Source organism: Sphingobium agri, from assembly GCF_023051225.1.
Lineage (GTDB): Bacteria > Pseudomonadota > Alphaproteobacteria > Sphingomonadales > Sphingomonadaceae > Sphingobium > Sphingobium agri.
Genome location: NZ_JALKHS010000011.1, coordinates 25,647 through 45,299, shown reverse-complemented (window position 1 = coordinate 45,299; position 19,653 = coordinate 25,647). Strand labels below are relative to the sequence as shown.

Here is a 19,653-nt window from a genome sequence, read left to right as displayed (position 1 = left end):
GAAAATGTGCACCTTTCTGGCCGCTTCGCTGATGATGGGCGCTGCGCCCGCCGCTATCGCTCAGCCCGGTGGAGCCGAGGGCTGGATCAGTCATGCGGAGGCGGGGCCGGCGGTGCGTCCGATCGTCCTGCATTTCCGCCGCACCGTCACGCTGCCCGGCAAACCGCGCGCCTACAAGGTGCGAGTGACGGCCGATAACCGCTTCATATTGTTCGTGAACGGCGCCCGCGTTGCGACCGGTCCTTCGACAGGCGATATCCTTCACTGGCGTGAGGAGAGCATCGACCTCGCCCCCTATATGAAGCGCGGCGTCAATGTCGTCGCGGCGACGGTGTGGAACGGCGTGCAGCCGCTGAAGCTGCCCGCCAACCCAACGCCTGCGCAAGTTTCGGCGGCGCAGGGAAATTCGCTGTTCACCAACACAGCGCCGTTGTTTCAACAGAGCGTCGCGACCGGCTTTCGCCTGATCGGTGAAGGCGATGCGGCGGAACTGTCCACGGATCGTGCGGGCTGGCGGGTGAAGCGCGACCAGGGCCGCGGCTTTGCCAATGGCTGGGGGCAAGTGAAGCGATGGTATTATGTCGCCGGAAACCCTGAAAAGATCGACGCGGCAAAGGCCGACTTCGACGCCGCCGGGCCGCAGGAGAAAGGCGAGGGCTGGCAGGACGCGGTTCCCGCTCCCGATGCGGCGAAGCGGACGTTGGTGCCCGACCGGCTGCCGCAGCAATCCTATACCCCGGTGGCAGCGGGCAAGGTGGTGCGGACGGACCTGCCCGCCGCCATGACCTTCCCCGCGCGGGCGGTGACGATCCCCGCCAACAGCAAGGCGACATTGCTAATCCAGCGCGACGCGATGGTCTCGGCTTATCCGCAACTCGATGTGTCGGGCGGGAAGGGTGCTTCGATCAAGCTGCTGTGGGCAGAGGCGCTGTATGATGCGAAGAGCCGCAAGGGCGACCGGAACCTGATCGAGGACCGCAAGCCGATCGGCATATGGGACAGCTTCATAGCCGATGGGGAAAAGCGCAGCTTCGCGCCGCTCTGGTGGCGGACCTGGCGCTATGCGGAGATCACGGTCGAAACCAAGGATCAGCCGCTGGTGCTGGAGGGATTGCGCGCCTACGAAACCGGCTACCCGTTTCAACAGGTTGGCAAGTTCGCGAGCGATGATCCTGAACTTGCACGGATTTTCGACATTGGCTGGCGCACTGCGCGGATCGACGCGCATGAAACCTATATGGACACGGCCTATTGGGAACAGCTGCAATATGCCGGCGACACGCGCCTTCAGATGCTGATTTCCTATGCCGTTTCGGGCGATCCGCGCCTGGCCGAGCAGGCGATCGACGCCTTCGCCGCGTCGGATGCCGAAGGCGGCCTGATGGAAGGCGCATGGCCGACGCGCGGCAACAATGTGATCGCGCCCTTCGCGCTGATGTGGGTAGGCATGCTGGACGATTGGCGATTGCGCCAGCCTGACGCTGCACCGATCGTCCGCAACATCCCGCGCATGCGCCGGGTGTTGGACTGGTTCGAAACCTACCGCCGCCCGAGCGGCCTGCTCGGCAAGAACCCGCAATGGAATTTCATCGATTGGGTAGGCCAGCCGGCGACCGACCGCACCATCTTCCCGTCCTACGGAAAGACGGATGAAAGCTGTTTGATGAGCGTCAGCTGGCTTGGCGCGCTTCAGCAGGGGGCGGCGATCGAGACTGCCTTTGGCGACAGCAGCGTGGCACAGCGCTACGCGGCGCGTGCCGACACCGTCAAGGCCGCGATCCGCAACCGCTGCTGGGTTCCCGCCCGGGGTCTCTACGCGGACAATCCCGATGGCGACCGGTTCAGCCAGCATATGAATGCGCTGGCCATCCTCTATGATGTCGCCACCCGCGACGAAGCCGGGGCGATCATCGACCGGATCATGGTGCCGGGCAAAGGCATCGACGCGCCGGAAGGGATCACCAGCGTCAGCTATTATTTCTCATGGTATCTGGCTCAGGCTCTGGTCCATGCCGGGAAGAACGACCGCTATCTCGACATGCTCAAGACGTGGCGCGATCTGCTGGCAATGCACTATACGACCTGGCCGGAAGAGCGCGACGATGCGGGCCAAGGCGGGAAGGGGCAGTCGACCCGTTCCGACAGCCACGCGTGGAGCGCGCATCCAAGCGCCGATCTGCTCGGCATCGTTGCAGGCATCGGCCCCGCCGCGCCGGGCTATGCGAGGCTGAAGGTCGAGCCCGCGCTAGGTTTGCTCAAGAGCCTGTCCGCGACCGCTGCCACGCCGCAGGGGCCGGTCAGCGTTCGCTATCGGGTTTCCGGCAGCACCCTGAATGCGCAAATCACCCGGCCAGCCGCATTGCCGGGGGATTTCCTTTGGAACGGCAAGCGCTATCCGCTCACTCGCGCGACGACAAAGCTCAAGGTGCCGCTCCGCTAGAGGGGCAGCGCACTCAGCGCTTCGGGGCGTCCTTCGCCCCGAAGCCATTGAGGTCGATTTAACGGAACAACGCGCCGTCCACTCCTGGGTGATCGCACCCTGCTGGCGTTAGGCGGATCGTCCATTGCGCTCCGACGGAACGGCCGATCACCCCGGCCCTGCCCAGCTTAGCCGGCTGCGTCGCCCCATACCTGCGCGAAGAAGGGATTGCGCGCGGCCTCCGCTTCATAGGCTGCGGGATCCAGCATGGTGACCGGGCACCAATGGCCGCCCTGTAGATAAAGGCGCGGCGTCATGGTGAAACGATGGCCTGCCGCCGACTGCCATTCCACCGGCGCATCCGGGCCGTCGAACGAACTGCCGAGATATTTGCCGCCGCGATATTCCGCCGCTGCCTTCAGGTCGTCGGACCGCCAGTCGTCGGGCGAGCGGCTCTCGTCATAGCCATGGTCGAGCAAGGCCGGTTCCCGCGACGGCTGCGCGAAGCGGAACTCGTCCCAGTTGCGGGGAATGGCCTCCCACGCTGCCCGCGATCCGAAATAAGCGCGGATCTTGGCTTCGTTGTTGGTGGCGAACCAGTTGAGACTGCCGTCCGGCCCGTTCGCCAGCTTTTCGATCTGCTTCGACACGACGCCGGGCATCAGCTTTGGCACTGTGCGCGCGATCCATGGAATATGGCGGGGCGCTTCGCGGAAATAGTCATCCAGCGATTGTTCGCGGAACGGCACCAGGGCTTCGAGCCGATCGGAATCCGAGTACCACTGGCCGTGGAAGTTCCGCGTGGCGAACCAGTGCGGCTTCAGCACCTTGCGGTAGTTGGGCATGGATTTCTCCATGAACTCATGGTTCACCACCCGCGAAGAAGCACCGCCGCCCAGATTGTAGAAGTTGCGCCAGAACGTGCCGGGCACATCATCGCCGCAGAGCGCGGCCATCAGGCGGCCGCTGTCATTGGCAGTAGACCATTCGAACACGCCGTTGAGCGGATTGTGGAACATGATGGGGTCGAAAATCTTCCACATCTCGAAATGCGCCATGCCGCTTTGGCGTATTGAGGCCCAATGGGTGATCCCGCTCTGCGCGACGATCGCTTCTGCTTGTGTCTTCGTCACCGCATAATGATCGTAAGCGCTGATCTTGATCGGATCACCGGTCCTGCCCCAATGGACAGGCGCATTGCGGCTGCCGGTTTCGGCGACCGTACCGATATATATGAGCCGGGTCTGCTTGGGATCGCCCACGGCGTGGATCGCGTCGACGATGTTCTGGGCGCCGCCCACATTGACGCGGGTCACCAGATCGGCGGGGAGGCGGTCTGCGAGCGGCGAGACCAGCGCGCCCACGTGCAGAACGATGTCGGCGCCCTTCACGCCTTCGCGGATCGATGCCGGATCGGTAAGATCTCCCCAGATGATCTCGGCCAGGCCCCGGCGCTGAACATCCTTTACCACGGGATGCGCCCTTTCTTCCGGCCGCACCAATATTCGCAAGTGCAGCGAATCCGCCTTCGCGGCGATACGCTTCACCGTCTCGCGGCCCATATTGCCGGTGGCCCCGGTAAGGAAAACTGTCTTGCGAGTGTCGATCATTTTGCTCCCCTCGAATAATTTCGACACAATCGCACGTCGTCGTATCAATAACAAGGGGAGAGGTTTCAGGTGCGGATCAGCCCCCGAAGCGACAGGAGCAGCGTATCACGATTTCCGCAATAATATTGGTAATATTCCTTAGAAATGCGCATCCCGTGCCAGATTTATGCGCGTATATCACGGCTGCGGAATTAAGGGATGTTGCTCATACAGCACGCGGATTTCGAAAAATTTACAAAAAAATGACTGCGCGGATTGCGGGGTGCCTGCACGATGGTTAGCAACTGTCAACATTGTGGACTTGGCCCTGCTAGATAGAAGGAAGCAGTCATGAAAAAGGGGAATTATGTTTCTGGGTTGTTGTGCGGTGCAGCGCTGATCGTGCCTGCCGTCGCCTGGGCGCAGGATGCGGCCGATGGCGGTGGCGAGATCGTCGTGACGGCGACGCGCGAAGCCCGCTCGCTCCAGTCAGTGCCCATGAGCGTCAATGTGGCCACTGGCGAGCAGTTGCAGAAACTGAATATTTTCGACGCCAAGGATGTGCAGCAGCTCGCTCCGGGCCTTGAAATGACCAACACCACGGGCCGTAACAATTCCACCACGCTGCGTGGTATTTCGTTCGATCCTGACCAGGGTACCGATCCGGCGGTTCAGGTTTACTTCAACGAAATTCCGACTGATGCGCAGACGGTCTATACGGCGCTTTACGATATCAAGCAGATCGAAGTGCTGCGCGGTCCGCAGGGCTTGCTGCGTGGTATCTCCGCCCCCGCCGGTGCGATCACCATTTCCACGGCGCGCCCGAGCTTCGACGAGATCGAAGGCTATGCGCAAGCTACCGCGACCACGCGCGACGGCTTCAACGTCCAGGGCGGCGTTTCACTGCCGTTTTCTGACAAGGTGGCACTGCGCGTCGCGGCGCTGGTGGATGGCAATCGCCTGAACAACGTGCGCAACATCACGACCGGCGAACGTTCGCGCAGCCGCACCCAGAGCGCGCGCTTGACGCTAGGTCTGCGTCCGACGGACAATGTCACAGCCTATTTGACCTATCAGTATCTGTATGCAGACAACTTCCAGCCGCAGCAGGTTATCGGGACAGGCAATAATTCGACGTTTGAGGCCGGCCCGTTCTTCGGCGGCGTCCTTGTGCCGAACACGTCGGTGCGTTCAGGTCCGCCGCTTGAGGCGGATGACTATGCCGCAGTCAGCGAAGGCAGGGTCCGCAACCAGAATGAAGGTCACATCGTCAACCTGGCGGTGGATTGGGATCTGGGCCCGGCGACCTTGTCGTTTGTCGGCGCGCATCAATATACAAAGCTGAAGACCCAGCGCGACCTGGATGTCGCCAATGCCGTTCCGAACTACATCTCCAATTCGACGGGATCCATTCCCTTCAAATATGACACGGTCGAGCTGCGCCTGGCGACGAACAACAAGGAAGGCTTCGGCGGCGGCATCGGCGTTTTCTACAACAAGATGGGTGGTACGACACGCCTCAACCAGCCCGGTGACAGCTTCTTCTTCCCGCTGGAGCCGAACGACAGCCTGAATACCGCCGGTGCCTTGCCTTATCTGCCTATCGGTACTGCCATTGCAGTGCCGGTCGACCGTAGCGTCTGGTCGTTCAATGCCAATGCGAACTTCCGTGGGGGTGGCCTGTCGATCGAAGGAGGCATCCGCTATTCGATCATCAAGTCTGTAAACAGCAGTCAGCTCACCTTGAGCACGCCGGGCAATATTCTGGCCTGCACGGGCGATCCGCAGGTTGATGCGGTATCCTTCGGCTGCCTGCCTGCGACCTATCCGGCTACGGAAATCATTCCTGATCGCTTTCGCCGCACGAAAGATACGCCGATCACCGGCGGTCTGACCATCAGCTACCAGTTGATGCCGTCAATGAACATCTTTGCCTCTTATGGCCACTCGTTCCGTGCCGGTGTTGTCGGTGTCGGCCTGCCAGATGGGCTCAGCGATGATCTGATCGTCGGCCAGCCGGAAAAGACGGACGCGATCGAAGCAGGCATCAAGGGCAGCTTCGCTGGCCGCCGTCTGCATTATGCGGTGTCGGTCTACTATCAGAAGCTCAACAACTTCCTGAACCGCTTCACCAACATCTATTACGAATCGACCATCGCCTCGCCGCCGACCGGCTTCTTCGATTTCAACTATAATGGCGATGCCCGGATCAAGGGCATCGAAGGATCGCTGGACGGCCGTATCACGCGCGATTGGGACTTCGGGATCAGCGCGGCCTATACCCGGGCCCGCTTCAAGAATGCGCTCCTGCCCTGCAATGACTTTGCGGGCACGGGTAGCCCCAACCAGGATGGACCGGCGACCGTCAGGGGGCCGGGCAATGTCAGCTATTGCGTCAGCAATGGCCGCCTCAGCGATACTCCGGACTTCAGCCTGACCGCGAATACGGAAATCCGGTTCCCGATGGACAATGTCACGCCGTTCCTGCGCGGATTGTTCACCTATCGCCCGGGCTTTTATTCGGATCGGGTGGATTACAACTATCGCAGCCGCGAACTGCTGAACCTGTTTGTCGGTGTCCGCGCCCCGGACAGCAGTTGGGAGTTCACGCTGTTCGCTAAGAACGCCTTGAACCAGAAGCGGATTGCCAACATCAGCCTTGGCAATGCGACCGTTGGCACAGCTACGCCCGGACTGGATTATGACTCCGGCTATCGCCTGGTCAACGTGACCAACCCACGAGAGTTTGGCTTGACGGGCAACTTCAAGTTCTAAAGATAAAGGCAGGGGCCGGTTGGATCACCAACCGGCCCTTTCTTCATAAGCATGACCAAGGGTAGGATGAATGACGTCACATTTCGGTTTCACGAAGCTTGTTGTGCAGGACCTCGAAGCCATGGGCGCCTTCTACAAGGAAGTCGCAGGCCTGGTCGAAATGGCGCGCGTGCAGGATGCGGTCGGCGATCGGCAGATCGATGAAATCCTGTTCAATGCCACGGGTGAGGGCGGCGCGACCTTCGTGCTGTTCAAGTTCCTCGACCGTGACGCTCCCGCGAAAGATGAGGTCATTCTGGGTTTCCAGACCACAGATCTCGTATCCTTTGTCGAACGAGTCGAAAAAGCTGGCGGCGGCGTGGTGCAGCCGATCGAGGTCAAGGAAGCGCATGGCGTAAAGGTCGCCTTCGTGACCGATCCCGAAGGTCATCTGATCGAGGTCGTCGAGCTTCTGGCCAAATAATATGAGTGGCGGCATGGGTGAAGCCCGCGCCGCCAACTCCCAACCATGTCCGCCGGTCGTCAGATCTTGGGCGCTCCGAAATCCCGGGCGCTTCCCTGATCATGTTGGGCGTGGAAGGCGTCTCCCGTCGATTGATTGCCGGGCTGGCTTCCCGTGTTGTCGCCCTGTTGCAGCTTGTCATCGACGCGGCCGACCAGATCGTCCTTCTTTTCACGCAATGTGTCGGTCAGGCCTTGCTTCTGCTCGCTGGCCATCGTGCGCGCCTTTTCGCCCAGGGAGCCGAGCTTTTCCTGCTCGACCCGGCTGATCGGCAGGGCTGAACCAAGGGCAGCGCCGACAGCCGCGGCGATCAGGCCGCCGACCAGCGGATTGCTTTCGTACAGATCCTGCGCTCTGCTTGCCGCCTGGCTCGCACCGCGCGCCGTTGCCTGCCCAGCCCTGCTGGAGCTTTCCGCCCAGGCATGGCGCTTCTCCCTGAACCGGTCGGTCAGTTCGTCCAGCCGCTGGCGGAAGCTGCTGTCATCTTCATCGGCACGCCGTTCCAGCATCAGGTAATTGGCGCGCGCCTGATCGCGGCGGCGCTGGTAGGCGGCGAAATCTTCGCCCTCCCACATCTCGACCGCCGACATGTGGCTGACATAATCGCGGTGATGCACGTCAAGGTCGCGGGGCTGCTGCTCACGCCCCCCACTCCGGGAGGGAAGGCTGGGGAATTTGGAGTCCTTGTCGCTGATCAGCCAGATCGTGCCTGCCGCAATCAATCCCAAGGCGATGGGATTGCGGCGCGCGCCGTCGAGCAGCATGCGGGCATCGACATTATTTTCGTCCGCCTTGTCCAGCAAAGCGTCGAAAATCTTGCGGGGAGTAAGCTGATCGCCGATCTTGTCGATCGTCCGGCTCATATCCTCCTGCGTGCGGCGGATGTCGCGCTCGATCGCATCGGGGTCCCGTTCGAGAGTGTCGGTCATCTTTTATCCTCCGGGTGAAGGTCTCCGCGAAGGGCCGCGGGCGTTCTTTCAAGGCTGTGCTGGGTGCGTTCGGGGGCCAGATCGACATCACGCATCTTCGCCGCGCCGCCCCTGTAAAGAATGTAGGCGACGATCAGCGTCACGACCCCGACGATCAAGGTCGCAAGGCCGAGATGGTCGATCGCGTCGGCAAGGAGATAGGCGAAGGCCATCAACAGGACGCCAAGGCCCGCGATGCCGACGACCGCCGCGCCTGCCATCGCGCCGATCGCCTTCTTCATGTCATTGCCGGTCTCGCGCACTTCGGCCTTGATCAGCGCGAGTTGCTGTTCGGCAAGATGAGACCCCTGACTGGTCAAGTCCCTAAGAAGCGAGACGATATTGTCGTCCCGTCCCGATGGCGCACCGCCCTCGACCGGCGGGCCTGCCGTTCTGTTCATCGTGTCTGCCATCAGATCGCCCCCACGCTTGGACTTGGAGGCTCGGACCAACCACCCTGTGGGGCGGAAAAGCTTTGACTGCTTGGCACGGCGGGTTCTGCCCGAAGCACGCGGCTTGCGGCGAACCCGGCGGCGGCGCAGGCTGCAAGGAAGGTTGTGGGATTATCGCGCGCGACCTGACGAAGATCGCTCATCAATTGGCGGGAATCCTTTTGTTCCACTGTATCGGCAAGGCGCTGTATCTGCTGCGCGCCTTGTTCGAACAGCGATTTGAGCCAGCCGGGACTTTGCCCGCCGCCCAGATCTTCGGCCGCCTTGTTCAGGGCCGAGGCTACCGAGCGGGCCTGTTCTACCGCAGGACCCTTGCGGGCGTCCGCCTCGCTTTGCAGGCGCTCAGCGGCGGTGCTGGTGAGTTTTTGGGCGTCCCCGCGCAATTCTTCGCGCAGATCGCCCGATGTTTCGGGGGGCTGCTGCATATATGATCCTTCCTGTCCAACTCCAGCAAGTGAACAGGAAGGATCATGTGGAGTTCCGCTTCCTCCGGGCTATTGCGGCAAATTGTTAATCCATGCTGTTGGCCAGGGGATTTTCATGACGTGACAATTAGCATGCGGTATAAGGAAGCATTCTCAGGATTGGCGCTCAAGCGCTTCTGATCACGCTCAGTGCTGCATCAATCGGGCGAGATCTGATGATCTTCAAAGAAGTCGGGCGCATTATGCAGTTGCGCCCCTGCGAAGCGCACCGCTTCGGGGTTGGTCGCCAACCACACCACCGTGTCGGCCGTTTCCTGCGGATCATGGGCCTTCGTGCCAAGACCCACCTCCGCCTCGGCATCTGCCCATGCGGATCGCAACGTGTCCGTCATGGTGAAGGCAGGCTCGATCAGGAATGCACTGATGCCGTCGGCGCGATGTTCGAAATTGATATAGTCGGGGATGTGGTTGAAGGCCGCTTTTGGGCCGGTATAGAAAAGCGCGCCGCCAGTCTCGGTCGGGTCGACAGAGGAGCGCGTCGACATGAAGATCATGCGGCCGCCGCCCTGCTTGATCATCGCCTTCAGCACAAGGCGGCTGAGATGAAATTGGTTGATGAAATTGCCGGCGGTGGCGCGCTCGGCATCGGCCAGGTCGATATCCAGGACCTTCTGCATGATGGAAGGGCCCTGATAGATGCCGTTGTTGACCAACAGGTCTATTCGTCCGGACCGCTGGAGCACCGTTTCCACCGCGGCGTCGATGGACGCCCGATCGGCCAGGTCAAGGCGCACGCCATAGGCGGCCCCGCCCGCTGCTTCGATCTCGGCGACCGTTTCCTCGATGCTGCCTGGGATCGGGACGCCGCCCATTGCGTCATGATGACCGGTTCCGGCAGTCAGCGTACGGCCGGTCACGACAACCTCAAATCCTGCGCGGGCGAGAGCCAGGGCAATCACGCGGCCGATCCCACGGGTGGCGCCTGTCACCAATGCGGTCTTGTGCATCATCTTCCTCAACGTCTTTTTTGCTTGCATGGGCTGTGCCAGCCCGACCATGTTAATACAATAGGCGTTGCTTTAATGACGGCTGCATCGCGCCGTATCAGGGAGAGAGATATGACTGATGCCCTACTGGCTGGCCGTGCGGCCGTCATCACTGGCTCAGGTGACGGCATCGGCGAAGGGATCGCCCGCCGCTTCGCCGCCGCAGGGGCTGCCGTGCTGGTGGTCGACATCAATGTCGAGAAGGGGGAGGCGGTAGCCGCGAGCCTCCGGGACATGGGCGCGCGGGCAGCTTTCCGGCGGTGCGACGTCAGGAACCGCGAGCAGATCGTGAGCATCGTGGGCGCCTGTGTCGAGGAGTTCGGCTCCATCGATATATTGGTCAACAATGCCTATCGCGGCGAAAACATGACCCGCATCGAAACGAAGAGCGACGACATCTTCGCGGAGAGCCTGGAATTCAACCTGTATGCCGTCAAATGGTCGATGGAGGCGGCATTCCCGCACATGCGCCAGCGGGGTTGGGGCAGGGTGATCAACATCGGATCGCTGAACGGCGTCAACGCCCATATCGGCACTGCGGAATATAATGTCGGGAAGGAAGCGCTTCGCGCCTATACGCGCTCGGCTGCCCGCGAATGGGCTCAACATGGGATTTGCGCGAACATCATCTGCCCGGCCGCCGCTTCCGCCAGTTTCCGCCATTTTGCAGAGCTTCAGCCGGAGCAGGCTTCGCAGGCCGCCGCCGCCAACCCGATGGGGCGCATGGGCGATCCGGAAAAGGATATCGGTGGCGTCGCCCTGTTCCTGGCGAGCGAGGATGCCCGCTATGTCACGGGCAACACCCTGTTCGTGGACGGCGGGGCTCATATCAACGGGGTCGCATGGGCGCCCGATCTTGGCCCTGAACAGTAAGTCGGGCTGAAAAGCCTGTCCGGCTTCGGTCCAAGAACAGATTATCTTGTCAGGAGACTGCGGTTGAAACGCGTCAGCATGTTGAAGAGCCTAGCCATCTCGTCACTATCGTTGCTCTTGGCGCCGCCCGTGCTGGCGCAGGCTGCGCCCACACCGGGCAAGGCGGCGATCGACGCGGTTCTGGACAAGAATATCGCCGCGCTGGAATCGCTCTACAAGGATCTTCACGAGCATCCCGAACTCGGCTTCCAGGAACAACGGACGGCTAAGCTGCTGGCGGCAAAGATGCGCGCGCTGGGGTTCGAGGTCACTGAGAAGGTCGGCACGACCGGGGTCGTCGCGGTGTACCGCAATGGCCCCGGTCCCGTCACGCTGGTGCGCACCGACATGGACGCGCTGCCCATGGAGGAGAAGACAGGACTTCCCTACGCCAGCAAGGCGCAGGCCGTGCTGGATGGCAAGCCGACCTTCGTTGCCCATAGCTGCGGCCATGACGCGCATATGGCCTGGTGGGTGGGAACCGCGCAGACGCTGCTGTCATTGAAGGAGCAATGGAAGGGCACGCTGGTCTTCGTCGCGCAACCGGCCGAGGAAGTGCTGGGCGGGGCGAGTGCCATGGTGAAGGATGGATTGTTCACCCGTTTCCCCAAGCCCGACTATGCGCTCGCCGCCCACATCGCCGGGGCTATGCCACTGGGCACGGTGGTGATGAAGGAGGGGGTGATCCTGTCGGCGTCCGACGCGCTGGAGGTCGTTTTCCATGGCAAGGGCGCGCATGGTTCGGCGCCCAGCTCGTCGATCGACCCAATCGTCATGGGCGCGCATTTCGTATCCGACGTGCAAAGCGTGGTCAGCCGCCAGAAGGATGCAGCTACCTTCGGCGTGATCACGGTCGGCACCTTTCAATCCGGCACGGTCGGCAACATCATTCCTGATGAAGCGCGTCTGAAGCTCAGCCTGCGGTCCTTCACGCCGGAGGTGCGCAAGCTGCTGCTGAACGGCGTGGAAAAGACCGCTCAGGCCGCCTCGATGATGGCGGGCGCGCCCGAACCGACGATCACGCGCCTGAATGGCGCGGCCGCCACCCTCAATGATCCGGCGCTGGTCGCCCGGATTACGCCTGCGCTCAAATCCGCATTCGGGCAGGGCGTGGTCTCCATTCCCGCGAGTGCACCCGGCTTTTCCGGAAGCGAGGATTTTTCGGAGTTCGGAGCCGCCGGTATTCCGTCGGCCTATCTGATGATCGGTGGTGATACGCCCGAAAAGCTGGCGGACTACAAGGCGAAGGGTGTCGCGCCGCCGACCAACCATTCACCGCTTTATGCACCGGCCGCCGCGCCCGCGATCCGCAGCGGGACCATGGCTCTTGCCCTGTCGGTGCTGGCGATCAACGGAATCACGGAGCGCTGAGCTTCTCGGGCAGGATGGGAGCTTGAACAGCGGAGGGGGATCGCCCAATTATGCAACTCTTCAGTCCTTCGGGACATCCCAGCCAAGAGTAGCCATGACCTCCCCCAATCCCCTCCTTGCCGACACCGACCTGCCCGACTTCGCGGCCATCAAGGCGGCCCATGTGGTTCCCGCGATCGAAGAAGCGATAGAGCAGCATCGCGCTGCGATCGCGCAGATCACCGAAGGGCAGGCGGACGATTTTGGCAGCGTCATTCTGTCGGCGGAGCGGGCCGACTTCCTGCTGTCGCGGACATGGTCGCCCGTCGGCCACCTCGCAGGGGTCGCTGACACCCCCGAGTTGCGGGAGGCCCATGCGTCGGCGCAGGCGCTGATGACCAGTTACCTGATGGAAGCGGGGCAGAACCGCGCGCATCATGATGCCGTCGCGCGCGTGGCTGCACGGCCGGACTTTGCCGGCCTGCCGCCTGCGCAGAAGCGTGCCGTCGATCTGGCGCTGAGGGCTTTCCGCCTGGCGGGTGTGGCCTTGGAAGGCGAAGCCCGCCAGCGCTTCCTCGACATCGGCGTGGCGCTGAGCGACCTTAGCACCCGCTTCGGCAACGCCGTGCTCGACGCGACGGAAGCATGGAGCGAGCATGTCACTGACGAAGCGGCACTCGCCGGGGTGCCGGAGAGCGACAAGGCGATACTGGCCGCCTATGCGCAGGAAAAGGGCCTGCCCGGCTGGCTGATTACCCTCCGCCAGCCAAGCGTGCTGGCGATCCTGCTGCATGCCGATGATCGCGCGCTGCGGGAACGTGTCTATCGCGCCCATAATACGCGCGCGTCCGATCAGTCGGACGACCGCAGCCATGATAATAGCGATCGGATCGAACAGATCATGGCGCTGCGGCATGAAGCCGCGCAGATATTGGGCTTCAACGATTCCGCCGCGCATTCGCTGGAAACCAAGATGGCGGCGGATGCGGATGAAGCGCTGGCCTTTCTTGACGACCTTGCCAGGCGCGCCCGCCCGGTCGGCGAGAAGGAGCTGGAAGAGGCGCGTGCTTTTGCCGCTGAACATTTCGGCCTGACCGAACTCTATCCCTGGGACCTGTCCTATGTGGCAGAAGCCATGCGGCGGACCTTGCACGGCGTCGATCAGGAAGCGCTGAAGGCCTATTTCCCGCTGCCGCGCGTGCTGGCGGGGACGCAGAAGCTGATCGAGCGGCTTTTCGATGTACGTCTGGTCGAGCGGAGCGGTGTTTCGACCTGGCATCCCGATGTCCTGTTCTATGATGTGCAGGATGCGAGCGGCGAAGTCTTCGCGGGCGTGTATCTCGATCTGTTCGCTCGGGCGGGCAAGCGGGGCGGCGCCTGGATGGATGTGTGCCGGGCGCGGTTCCGGGACGCGGACGCTTTCCACCGGCCGATCGCCTATCTGACCACCAACTTCGCGCCGCCCGCGGGGGATCGTCCCTCGCTTGTCACCCATAATGACGTGGTGACGCTGTTCCACGAGTTCGGTCATGTGCTGCATCATTTGCTGACGGAGGTCGATCTGCCTTCGGTCGGTGGCATTTCCGGCGTCGAATGGGACGCGGTCGAGCTGCCCAGCCAGTTCATGGAGAATTTCGCGTGGGAAAAGGACACGCTGATCGGTCTGTCCGGACATGTGGACACAGGCGAGCCGCTGCCTGAACCACTGTTCGATCGTCTGCTGGCCGCGCGTCAGTTTCAGGCCGGGCTCGCAATCTTGCGCCAGATCGAGTTCGCGACCTTCGACCTGACGCTGCATCGCGACTATCATCCCGCTCAGGGAGCGCGTGTCATCGAGACGCTGGACCGGGTGCGCGCGGCGGTGGCGGTCGTCCGTCCGCCTGAGTGGAACCGCTTCGCCCATGCCTTCAGCCACATATTCGCGGGCGGATATGCGGCTGGCTATTATTCCTATCTCTGGGCTGAACTGTTGTCGGCAGATGCTTTCGAGATTTTCTCGCACGCCGATCTGCCAGGGGGCGGGGCCAGCGCGTTCCGCCGGGAAATCCTGGCGGCGGGTGCCAGCCGCCCGGCCGCGGACAACTTCCGCGCCTTTGCGGGCCGCGCACCGGAGGTCGACGCCCTGCTCCGCTCGCGCGGGCTGGCAGCGTAACGGAAAGGCTGTCCAGCATGACCAGCCCTCTCCTCGTCAGCTGTCCCTCCTGCGCCGCGCTCAATCGCGTGCCGAAGGAGCGGCTGGGGGAGGGGCGCTGCGGACGGTGCAAGCAGGCCTTGTTTCAAGGACGGCCGATCACGCTCACCAGCGGCAATTTCTCCCAGCATGCCGCAAGCAGCGACATTCCGCTTCTTATCGACTTCTGGGCTGGATGGTGCGGGCCGTGCCGCCAGATGGCGCCCGCGTTCGAAGCTGCCGCCGCGCAGCTGGAACCGCGCGTCCGGCTCGCGAAAGTCGATACGGAGGCGGAAGCCGATCTTGCCGCCCGCTATGCGATCCGCAGCATCCCGTCGCTCGTCATCGTGCACAAGGGGCGGGAAATTGCCCGCAACGCCGGGGCGATGCCCACGGCTGCCATTGTCAACTGGGCACGGCAGCATCTCCCGGCGTGATCAGGCCGGTTCCTTGACGCGCTGGACGATGCTGCTGGCGAGCTTTGGCGCCACTTCAGCGAGATGATCGAAATGCGTTTCGAAGAAAGCCATGCCCTGGCTCATGGATCGGACCTCCGCTTCGAGCCCTTGCAGCCCTGCTTCCGGCAATAGCACTTCGATCACGTCCCAGGCCGACCAGCCTTCCCGGCTCGTCATGCGCAGCATCTGGCCGCGCCGGCTTGCGATGGCGGAGGTGATGCGGGACGATGCCGAACCGGGCGTCATGATCGTCACATGTGCGATCGGCTCCAGCAGATAGGGGGAGGCCGCGGCCAGCGCCTCGCTCATCGCGATACGCCCTGCCGTACGGAATGCGAGCTCGGAGCTATCGACACTGTGGAAGGAGCCATCGACCAAGATAGCCGCGACATCCACCACCGGAAAGCCAAGGGGACCTTTGGCGATGGCGTCCTGGACGCCCTTTTCCACGGCGGGTATCCACTGTTTGGGAATGGCGCCGCCCGTGATCCGCTCTTCGAAACGAATGCCCTCGCCGCGCTCCAGCGGACGCACCTCCAGCACCACATCGCCAAACTGGCCATGGCCGCCGGATTGCTTCTTGTGCCGTCCGCGCTGCGTGACGGGTTTGCGGATCGACTCCCGGTAGGCGATCGTCGGTGGCTGCGCCGTGACAGCCACGCCATAGCGGCGCCTGAGGCGAGCCAGCACGACGTTCAGATGCTCGTCGCTCACCCCGTGCAGCAGCGTCTCGCGCGATGCCTCGTCCTGCGTCCAGTGAAGGGCGTGATCTTCCTCGGCCAGCCGATTGAGGGCTGTGGACAGGCGCACCTCATCCTTGTGATCCTTGGCGGCAATTGCGATGGCGCAATTGGTCGCGGGGCGATCGGCTTGAAGAGCGCCGCCGCCCGGCCTTGCTGAAATGCCGATCAGATCGCCCGCCTTTGCCGTGTCGACTTTCGCAATGCCCAGCACCGCGCCGGGATCGGCGGAGGCTATCTTGGCGGTGGCACTGCCTTGAAGGGCGAACAGGCCACCTGCGCGCAAGGTCTGGCCCGCGCTATCCTGCAACTCCGCGCCGTCTGTCAGCTTTCCGCCGAACAGTCGCGCGATCGCCAGCCGACCGACGGTGGCTGCATGGGAAATCTTCAGCACTTGCGCCGCCGCGCCGTCAATCCCAAGCCGTTCGGCGGTCTGTTCCGGTGAAGGCGTGTCGTGGCGCAGCATCTTGAGCAGCCTGCGAATGCCGAAGCCGTTGGCGGCGGAGCCGAACAGCACCGGCACGATCAGGCCGCTCGCCGTCTCCTGCGCCAGATCGGCGAAGATGGTCTGGAGGCTTGGCTGCTCATCCGAAAGAAGCTGTTCGAGCAGGATGTCGTCATGGTCGGCAAGCTGCTCCAGCATGTGGAAGCGCGCGTCGCTTTCATCAGCCTTCAACTCTTCGGCCAGGGCGATCTGTTGCGACGGCTTGCCTGCCTCATAATGATAGGCGCGTTCCAGCGCGAGATCGACGAACCCATCGACCCGGTCGCCCGACCTTATGGGGATCTGCCGCGCGACCAGAGCGGCGGCGCTCATTGGCGAGAGGGCGGCAAGCAATTCCTGGATGCTGCCCCGGGCCTGCTCGATCTTGTTGACGAACAGCGCGTGCGGGACGCCTGCACGTTCGAGCTTGCGCAGGACGGGCTCTGCCAGGGGGGCTCGCGCCGGGTCCGGATCGATGACGACGATGGCCAGATCGGCGGCGTTGAGCGCGATGGCCGCATCGTCCGCAAAGCTCGGGGAGCCGGGGATGTCGATGAGCGAAAAGGGATCGCCCATCCATTCGAACTGCATGAAGTTGATTTCGGTGGAGCTTCCCCGCTCGCGCGCTTCCGGACTCGCGTCGCCGACGCTGGTGCCTGCCTCTACCGATCCCTGTCGCGTGATAGCCCCGCTGATGTGCAACAATGCTTCAGCGAGGCTGGTTTTACCCGCGCCGGCGGGGCCGATCAGCGCAATGGAGCGCGATTGAGTGCCGCTCATCCTTGCTCTCCTCATCCATCTTTGTCGGGCAAGACGGTCTATGTGAGGGAGCGATGTTCTGCCTATCGCGCCGGGAAGGCAAGGGGGGTTGGGCCCGATTGCCGAACCGCCCGCCCAGCCGGGCTTGGCTATTGTGGATGAGCCTATCAGTCATCCTTTTCGGCGACGCCGTTGCGATTGTCGTCGTCGCCCGTATTGGTCGATCCGAGATGGCCGGGACCGTGATAGTCGATCTCGCTCTGCCCGCCATGGCCCATGATGCTGCCCGGATCGTTGCCGGTCTTGCGGCGGCCGTGCGGGTAGGGGGCTCCGGCGCTTTCGCCACCGGGGCTGCTCCCCGCCATGCTGAGATCGCTGACGCCATCGCCGCCTTGCTCGCCCCGCGATCCTGATTCAGGCAAGGTCCGCTTTTCTTCCCCGTCCTCATCCTGGGGGGGCTGATCGAGCCCCTTCGCCTCGGCAAAGGCTGTGCCGGAAATCTCCTCCACTTCGGGCCCTACGCCCGGAATATGTCGGCGCTGCGATTGCGCGCCCGCCACCTCATTGGCCGATCGTTCCCCGCGCCATCCCTGTTCGGGCGGCGCGGCATCGTCCTTGATCGGAGAGCCCTGTCCCTGAAGAAATGCGTTGCGGTCATTCATAATAGTCATCCTCATCAGCCGGGAACTGGTTCGCCCGTCGTTCGATTGAGGAAACGCGTGGGCAAAGCCGCTGATCCGCTTCGATCACTTACCCAGGTTAGGACATCAGGACCTTTCGCCCGATCATCCGCGCGCCGATGTATGGAAAGGTGAGACAATGCCCCGCGATCCAGAGCGACGACAAAGGCGCAGTGCCAAGCGATGGCTATGGGCGATCGTCGCCGCCTGTCTGGCTCTCGCCGCGCTGATCGCCTATACCAGCCTCAGGGCGCCGGACCCGGCATCCCGTACGTCAGATGCCCAGGTTCCTGCGTCCTCGGCAGCGGCGCCAGGGGATGAGAGCCGGAACGAATTGGCGGCTCGGTGATTGCAGTGTTTGCGATCCCGGCGAGCTGATCTTCCCACCTCAGGAGTGTGATCGATGTCGCTAACAGGTCTTACTGCCATCATCATCCTGATCGCCGCGGCCTTGCTGGGCCTGGTGCTCTACGCGCGCAACAGGGGCAGGGTGAATAGCGGCTTCGCGCTGATCGCGGCGCTGATCATCATAGCGGCGGCTTCGGTGACGCTGCTCTATCCTTCTTTTCTCACGACGACGCATGCAGACCGGCCGGTGCCCTGACCGGCATGATCGTCCCTGATCAACCGTCAGACACGGCCAGCGTCGCCCTTCATTATGACGAGCTGGACCTCGCCTATCGCCGCATCTGGGGAGATCATGTCCATCATGGCTATTGGCGCCGAGGCGACGAGACGCCGGAGCAGGCGGCTGGGCAGCTGGTGGCCGAAGTGGAGCGGAGGCTTGGCATCGAGCCGGGGCAAAGACTCTGCGACATCGGCTGCGGCTATGGCGCGACCGCAGCCGATATGTTGGCCCGCCATGACGTGTCGATCACCGGTCTTACCCTTTCGGCCGCGCAGCACAGGATCGGGAGCGCCCGCTCGCCCCGTTTCACTTGCCTGCTGCGGGACTGGCTCGACAACGGCCTTGATCCGGGATCATTCGACGGCGCCTATGCCATCGAAAGCTCGGAACATATGACGAGCAAGCCGCGCTTCTTCGGGCAAGCCAGGCGGATATTGCGCCCGGGCGGGCGGCTGATCGTGTGCGCCTGGCTGGAAGGAGAGGCCGTTCCTGCCTGGCAAGTGCGGCACCTGCTGCTGCCGATCTGCCGTGAGGGCAGGCTGCCAAGCATGGGGAGCCGGAAAGACTATCTGGAGTGGGCCTCCGCCGCCGGATTTCGCCTGATGGATTATCAGGACGTCAGCCGGGAGGTTCGGCGCACTTGGTCGATCTGCCTCGCGCGCTTTTCGCAGAGCCTGTTCAGCGACCGCGGCATCCGCCAGCTGGCGCTCAGCCGGGCCACCACCAGCCGCAACTTCATATTGAGCCTGCCGCGCCTCATCCTCGCCCTGCGAACGGGGGCGATGCGCTATGGGATATTTCAGTGGGAGGCGATCTAGCCGCCTCGCGTCCAGCGCCGCGATTCACAGATGAAAAGCACGCAGCCGGTGAGCTTCAGCGACCCGTCCGGGTTTCTCGCAAGCGACGAGCGATAGCTCTTCCCGCTCTTGGGATCATAGGCCCGCCCTCCGGTCCAGGCCGATCCCGACCGGGTGAAATCCCACAGCGTGAGCAGACCCGCCAAAGGACGCGTGCGAAGGCGCGGATCAGGATTATGCACATCGGTCCTTGGGACGTCAGGCCCTGTGTCCAGCACCTTGACGATCCTCCCGCACAGCTTTGCGCCGCAAGGCGCGATCCGGACGAGCCCTTTGCCATCGTCCGTCATCCAAAGCCCGGTCACGTCGGCAGCAGGAGCCGCAGCCGAAGATGCCAGCATGAGCAGGGCAGCCGCCAACATCGTCATTCTCCCATCATCTCGCCTTCACGGTGATCCCAAAAGTCTGGCGCATCAACTCCGTTCCCGGTGTAGGTGGG

Annotated in this window: 17 protein-coding genes; 9 read left to right on the top strand and 8 right to left on the bottom strand. The window is 62.9% G+C overall.

Annotated elements, in window-relative coordinates:
* The first annotated feature begins 4 nt into the window (after window positions 1–4).
* Entirely contained in the window at window positions 5–2,440 is a 2,436-nt protein-coding gene (locus MU848_RS13935; protein ID WP_247233435.1) for an alpha-L-rhamnosidase-related protein, read from the top strand.
* 167 nt (window positions 2,441–2,607) lie between these two features.
* Here the strand turns inward: MU848_RS13935 and MU848_RS13930 are convergent, their stop codons facing one another.
* Complete coding sequence (locus MU848_RS13930) at window positions 2,608–4,029, bottom strand: NAD-dependent epimerase/dehydratase family protein (protein WP_247233433.1); 1,422 nt, start codon at window positions 4,027–4,029, stop codon at window positions 2,608–2,610.
* Between the two features lie 330 nt (window positions 4,030–4,359).
* Between MU848_RS13930 and MU848_RS13925 the strand changes: the two genes are divergently transcribed.
* On the top strand, window positions 4,360–6,783 hold the full coding sequence (locus tag MU848_RS13925) for a TonB-dependent receptor (protein WP_247233430.1): 2,424 nt from the start codon (window positions 4,360–4,362) through the stop codon (window positions 6,781–6,783).
* Between the two features lie 70 nt (window positions 6,784–6,853).
* The gene (locus MU848_RS13920) at window positions 6,854–7,246 is read left to right on the top strand and encodes a VOC family protein (protein WP_247233428.1); all 393 of its coding nucleotides are present in this window, start codon (window positions 6,854–6,856) and stop codon (window positions 7,244–7,246) included.
* A 59-nt stretch (window positions 7,247–7,305) separates the two neighbouring features.
* Here MU848_RS13920 and MU848_RS13915 read toward each other — a convergent pair whose 3' ends face one another.
* The 4 genes from MU848_RS13915 to MU848_RS13900 form a co-directional block, all read right to left on the bottom strand.
* The gene (locus MU848_RS13915; protein WP_247233426.1) at window positions 7,306–8,214 is read right to left on the bottom strand and encodes a DUF3618 domain-containing protein; all 909 of its coding nucleotides are present in this window, start codon (window positions 8,212–8,214) and stop codon (window positions 7,306–7,308) included.
* A complete protein-coding gene (locus MU848_RS13910; RefSeq protein ID WP_247233424.1) occupies window positions 8,211–8,666 on the bottom strand; it encodes a phage holin family protein in 456 nt (151 codons plus the stop codon). The genes MU848_RS13915 and MU848_RS13910 overlap by 4 nt, the downstream gene beginning before the upstream one ends.
* Entirely contained in the window at window positions 8,666–9,130 is a 465-nt protein-coding gene (locus tag MU848_RS13905; RefSeq protein ID WP_247233417.1) for a hypothetical protein, read from the bottom strand. Before MU848_RS13905 ends, MU848_RS13910 begins: the two co-directional genes overlap by 1 nt.
* 197 nt (window positions 9,131–9,327) lie before the next feature.
* A complete protein-coding gene (locus MU848_RS13900) occupies window positions 9,328–10,140 on the bottom strand; it encodes an SDR family NAD(P)-dependent oxidoreductase (RefSeq protein ID WP_201515967.1) in 813 nt (270 codons plus the stop codon).
* A 108-nt stretch (window positions 10,141–10,248) separates the two neighbouring features.
* Between MU848_RS13900 and MU848_RS13895 the strand changes: the two genes are divergently transcribed.
* From MU848_RS13895 to trxC, 4 genes are all read left to right on the top strand, one after another.
* Window positions 10,249–11,049: an SDR family NAD(P)-dependent oxidoreductase gene (locus MU848_RS13895; RefSeq protein WP_247233415.1), complete on the top strand. Its 801-nt coding sequence runs from the start codon at window positions 10,249–10,251 to the stop codon at window positions 11,047–11,049.
* Window positions 11,050–11,112: 63 nt separating this feature from the next.
* Window positions 11,113–12,459 carry an amidohydrolase gene (locus tag MU848_RS13890; RefSeq protein WP_247233413.1) on the top strand — a complete coding sequence of 449 codons (1,347 nt, stop codon included), beginning with the start codon at window positions 11,113–11,115 and terminating at the stop codon, window positions 12,457–12,459.
* Window positions 12,460–12,553: 94 nt separating this feature from the next.
* Complete coding sequence (locus tag MU848_RS13885; protein WP_247233412.1) at window positions 12,554–14,590, top strand: M3 family metallopeptidase; 2,037 nt, start codon at window positions 12,554–12,556, stop codon at window positions 14,588–14,590.
* A gap of 17 nt (window positions 14,591–14,607) precedes the next feature.
* Entirely contained in the window at window positions 14,608–15,045 is a 438-nt protein-coding gene (gene trxC, locus MU848_RS13880) for a thioredoxin TrxC (RefSeq protein WP_201515964.1), read from the top strand.
* Here trxC and MU848_RS13875 read toward each other — a convergent pair whose 3' ends face one another.
* Window positions 15,046–17,070: an elongation factor G gene (locus MU848_RS13875; RefSeq protein ID WP_247233409.1), complete on the bottom strand. Its 2,025-nt coding sequence runs from the start codon at window positions 17,068–17,070 to the stop codon at window positions 15,046–15,048.
* 146 nt (window positions 17,071–17,216) lie between these two features.
* Window positions 17,217–17,711, bottom strand: coding sequence for a hypothetical protein (locus MU848_RS13870; protein ID WP_247233407.1), 495 nt, complete (start codon window positions 17,709–17,711; stop codon window positions 17,217–17,219).
* 421 nt (window positions 17,712–18,132) lie between these two features.
* On the opposite strand from MU848_RS13870, the gene MU848_RS13865 reads away from it, so the two are divergent.
* Window positions 18,133–18,333 carry a hypothetical protein gene (locus tag MU848_RS13865; protein ID WP_201515961.1) on the top strand — a complete coding sequence of 67 codons (201 nt, stop codon included), beginning with the start codon at window positions 18,133–18,135 and terminating at the stop codon, window positions 18,331–18,333.
* A gap of 5 nt (window positions 18,334–18,338) precedes the next feature.
* Window positions 18,339–19,175 (top strand): class I SAM-dependent methyltransferase, encoded by an 837-nt coding sequence (locus MU848_RS13860; RefSeq protein ID WP_247233405.1) that lies wholly within the window; start codon window positions 18,339–18,341, stop codon window positions 19,173–19,175.
* Here the strand turns inward: MU848_RS13860 and MU848_RS13855 are convergent.
* Complete coding sequence (locus tag MU848_RS13855) at window positions 19,172–19,576, bottom strand: DUF2147 domain-containing protein (RefSeq protein WP_247233398.1); 405 nt, start codon at window positions 19,574–19,576, stop codon at window positions 19,172–19,174. The genes MU848_RS13860 and MU848_RS13855 overlap by 4 nt on opposite strands.
* Between the last annotated feature and the right edge of the window lie 77 nt (window positions 19,577–19,653).

Bases quoted from the DNA above. Each gene is read 5' to 3' on its own strand.
- MU848_RS13935 (WP_247233435.1), top strand. From the start codon at position 5: ATGTGCACCTTTCTGGCCGCTTCGCTGATGATGGGCGCTGCGCCCGCC.
- MU848_RS13930 (WP_247233433.1), bottom strand. From the start codon at position 4,029: ATGATCGACACTCGCAAGACAGTTTTCCTTACCGGGGCCACCGGCAAT.
- MU848_RS13925 (WP_247233430.1), top strand. From the start codon at position 4,360: ATGAAAAAGGGGAATTATGTTTCTGGGTTGTTGTGCGGTGCAGCGCTG.
- MU848_RS13920 (WP_247233428.1), top strand. From the start codon at position 6,854: ATGACGTCACATTTCGGTTTCACGAAGCTTGTTGTGCAGGACCTCGAA.
- MU848_RS13915 (WP_247233426.1), bottom strand. From the start codon at position 8,214: ATGACCGACACTCTCGAACGGGACCCCGATGCGATCGAGCGCGACATC.
- MU848_RS13910 (WP_247233424.1), bottom strand. From the start codon at position 8,666: ATGGCAGACACGATGAACAGAACGGCAGGCCCGCCGGTCGAGGGCGGT.
- MU848_RS13905 (WP_247233417.1), bottom strand. From the start codon at position 9,130: ATGCAGCAGCCCCCCGAAACATCGGGCGATCTGCGCGAAGAATTGCGC.
- MU848_RS13900 (WP_201515967.1), bottom strand. From the start codon at position 10,140: ATGATGCACAAGACCGCATTGGTGACAGGCGCCACCCGTGGGATCGGC.
- MU848_RS13895 (WP_247233415.1), top strand. From the start codon at position 10,249: ATGACTGATGCCCTACTGGCTGGCCGTGCGGCCGTCATCACTGGCTCA.
- MU848_RS13885 (WP_247233412.1), top strand. From the start codon at position 12,554: ATGACCTCCCCCAATCCCCTCCTTGCCGACACCGACCTGCCCGACTTC.
- trxC (WP_201515964.1), top strand. From the start codon at position 14,608: ATGACCAGCCCTCTCCTCGTCAGCTGTCCCTCCTGCGCCGCGCTCAAT.
- MU848_RS13875 (WP_247233409.1), bottom strand. From the start codon at position 17,070: ATGAGCGGCACTCAATCGCGCTCCATTGCGCTGATCGGCCCCGCCGGC.
- MU848_RS13870 (WP_247233407.1), bottom strand. From the start codon at position 17,711: ATGAATGACCGCAACGCATTTCTTCAGGGACAGGGCTCTCCGATCAAG.
- MU848_RS13865 (WP_201515961.1), top strand. From the start codon at position 18,133: ATGTCGCTAACAGGTCTTACTGCCATCATCATCCTGATCGCCGCGGCC.
- MU848_RS13860 (WP_247233405.1), top strand. From the start codon at position 18,339: ATGATCGTCCCTGATCAACCGTCAGACACGGCCAGCGTCGCCCTTCAT.
- MU848_RS13855 (WP_247233398.1), bottom strand. From the start codon at position 19,576: ATGTTGGCGGCTGCCCTGCTCATGCTGGCATCTTCGGCTGCGGCTCCT.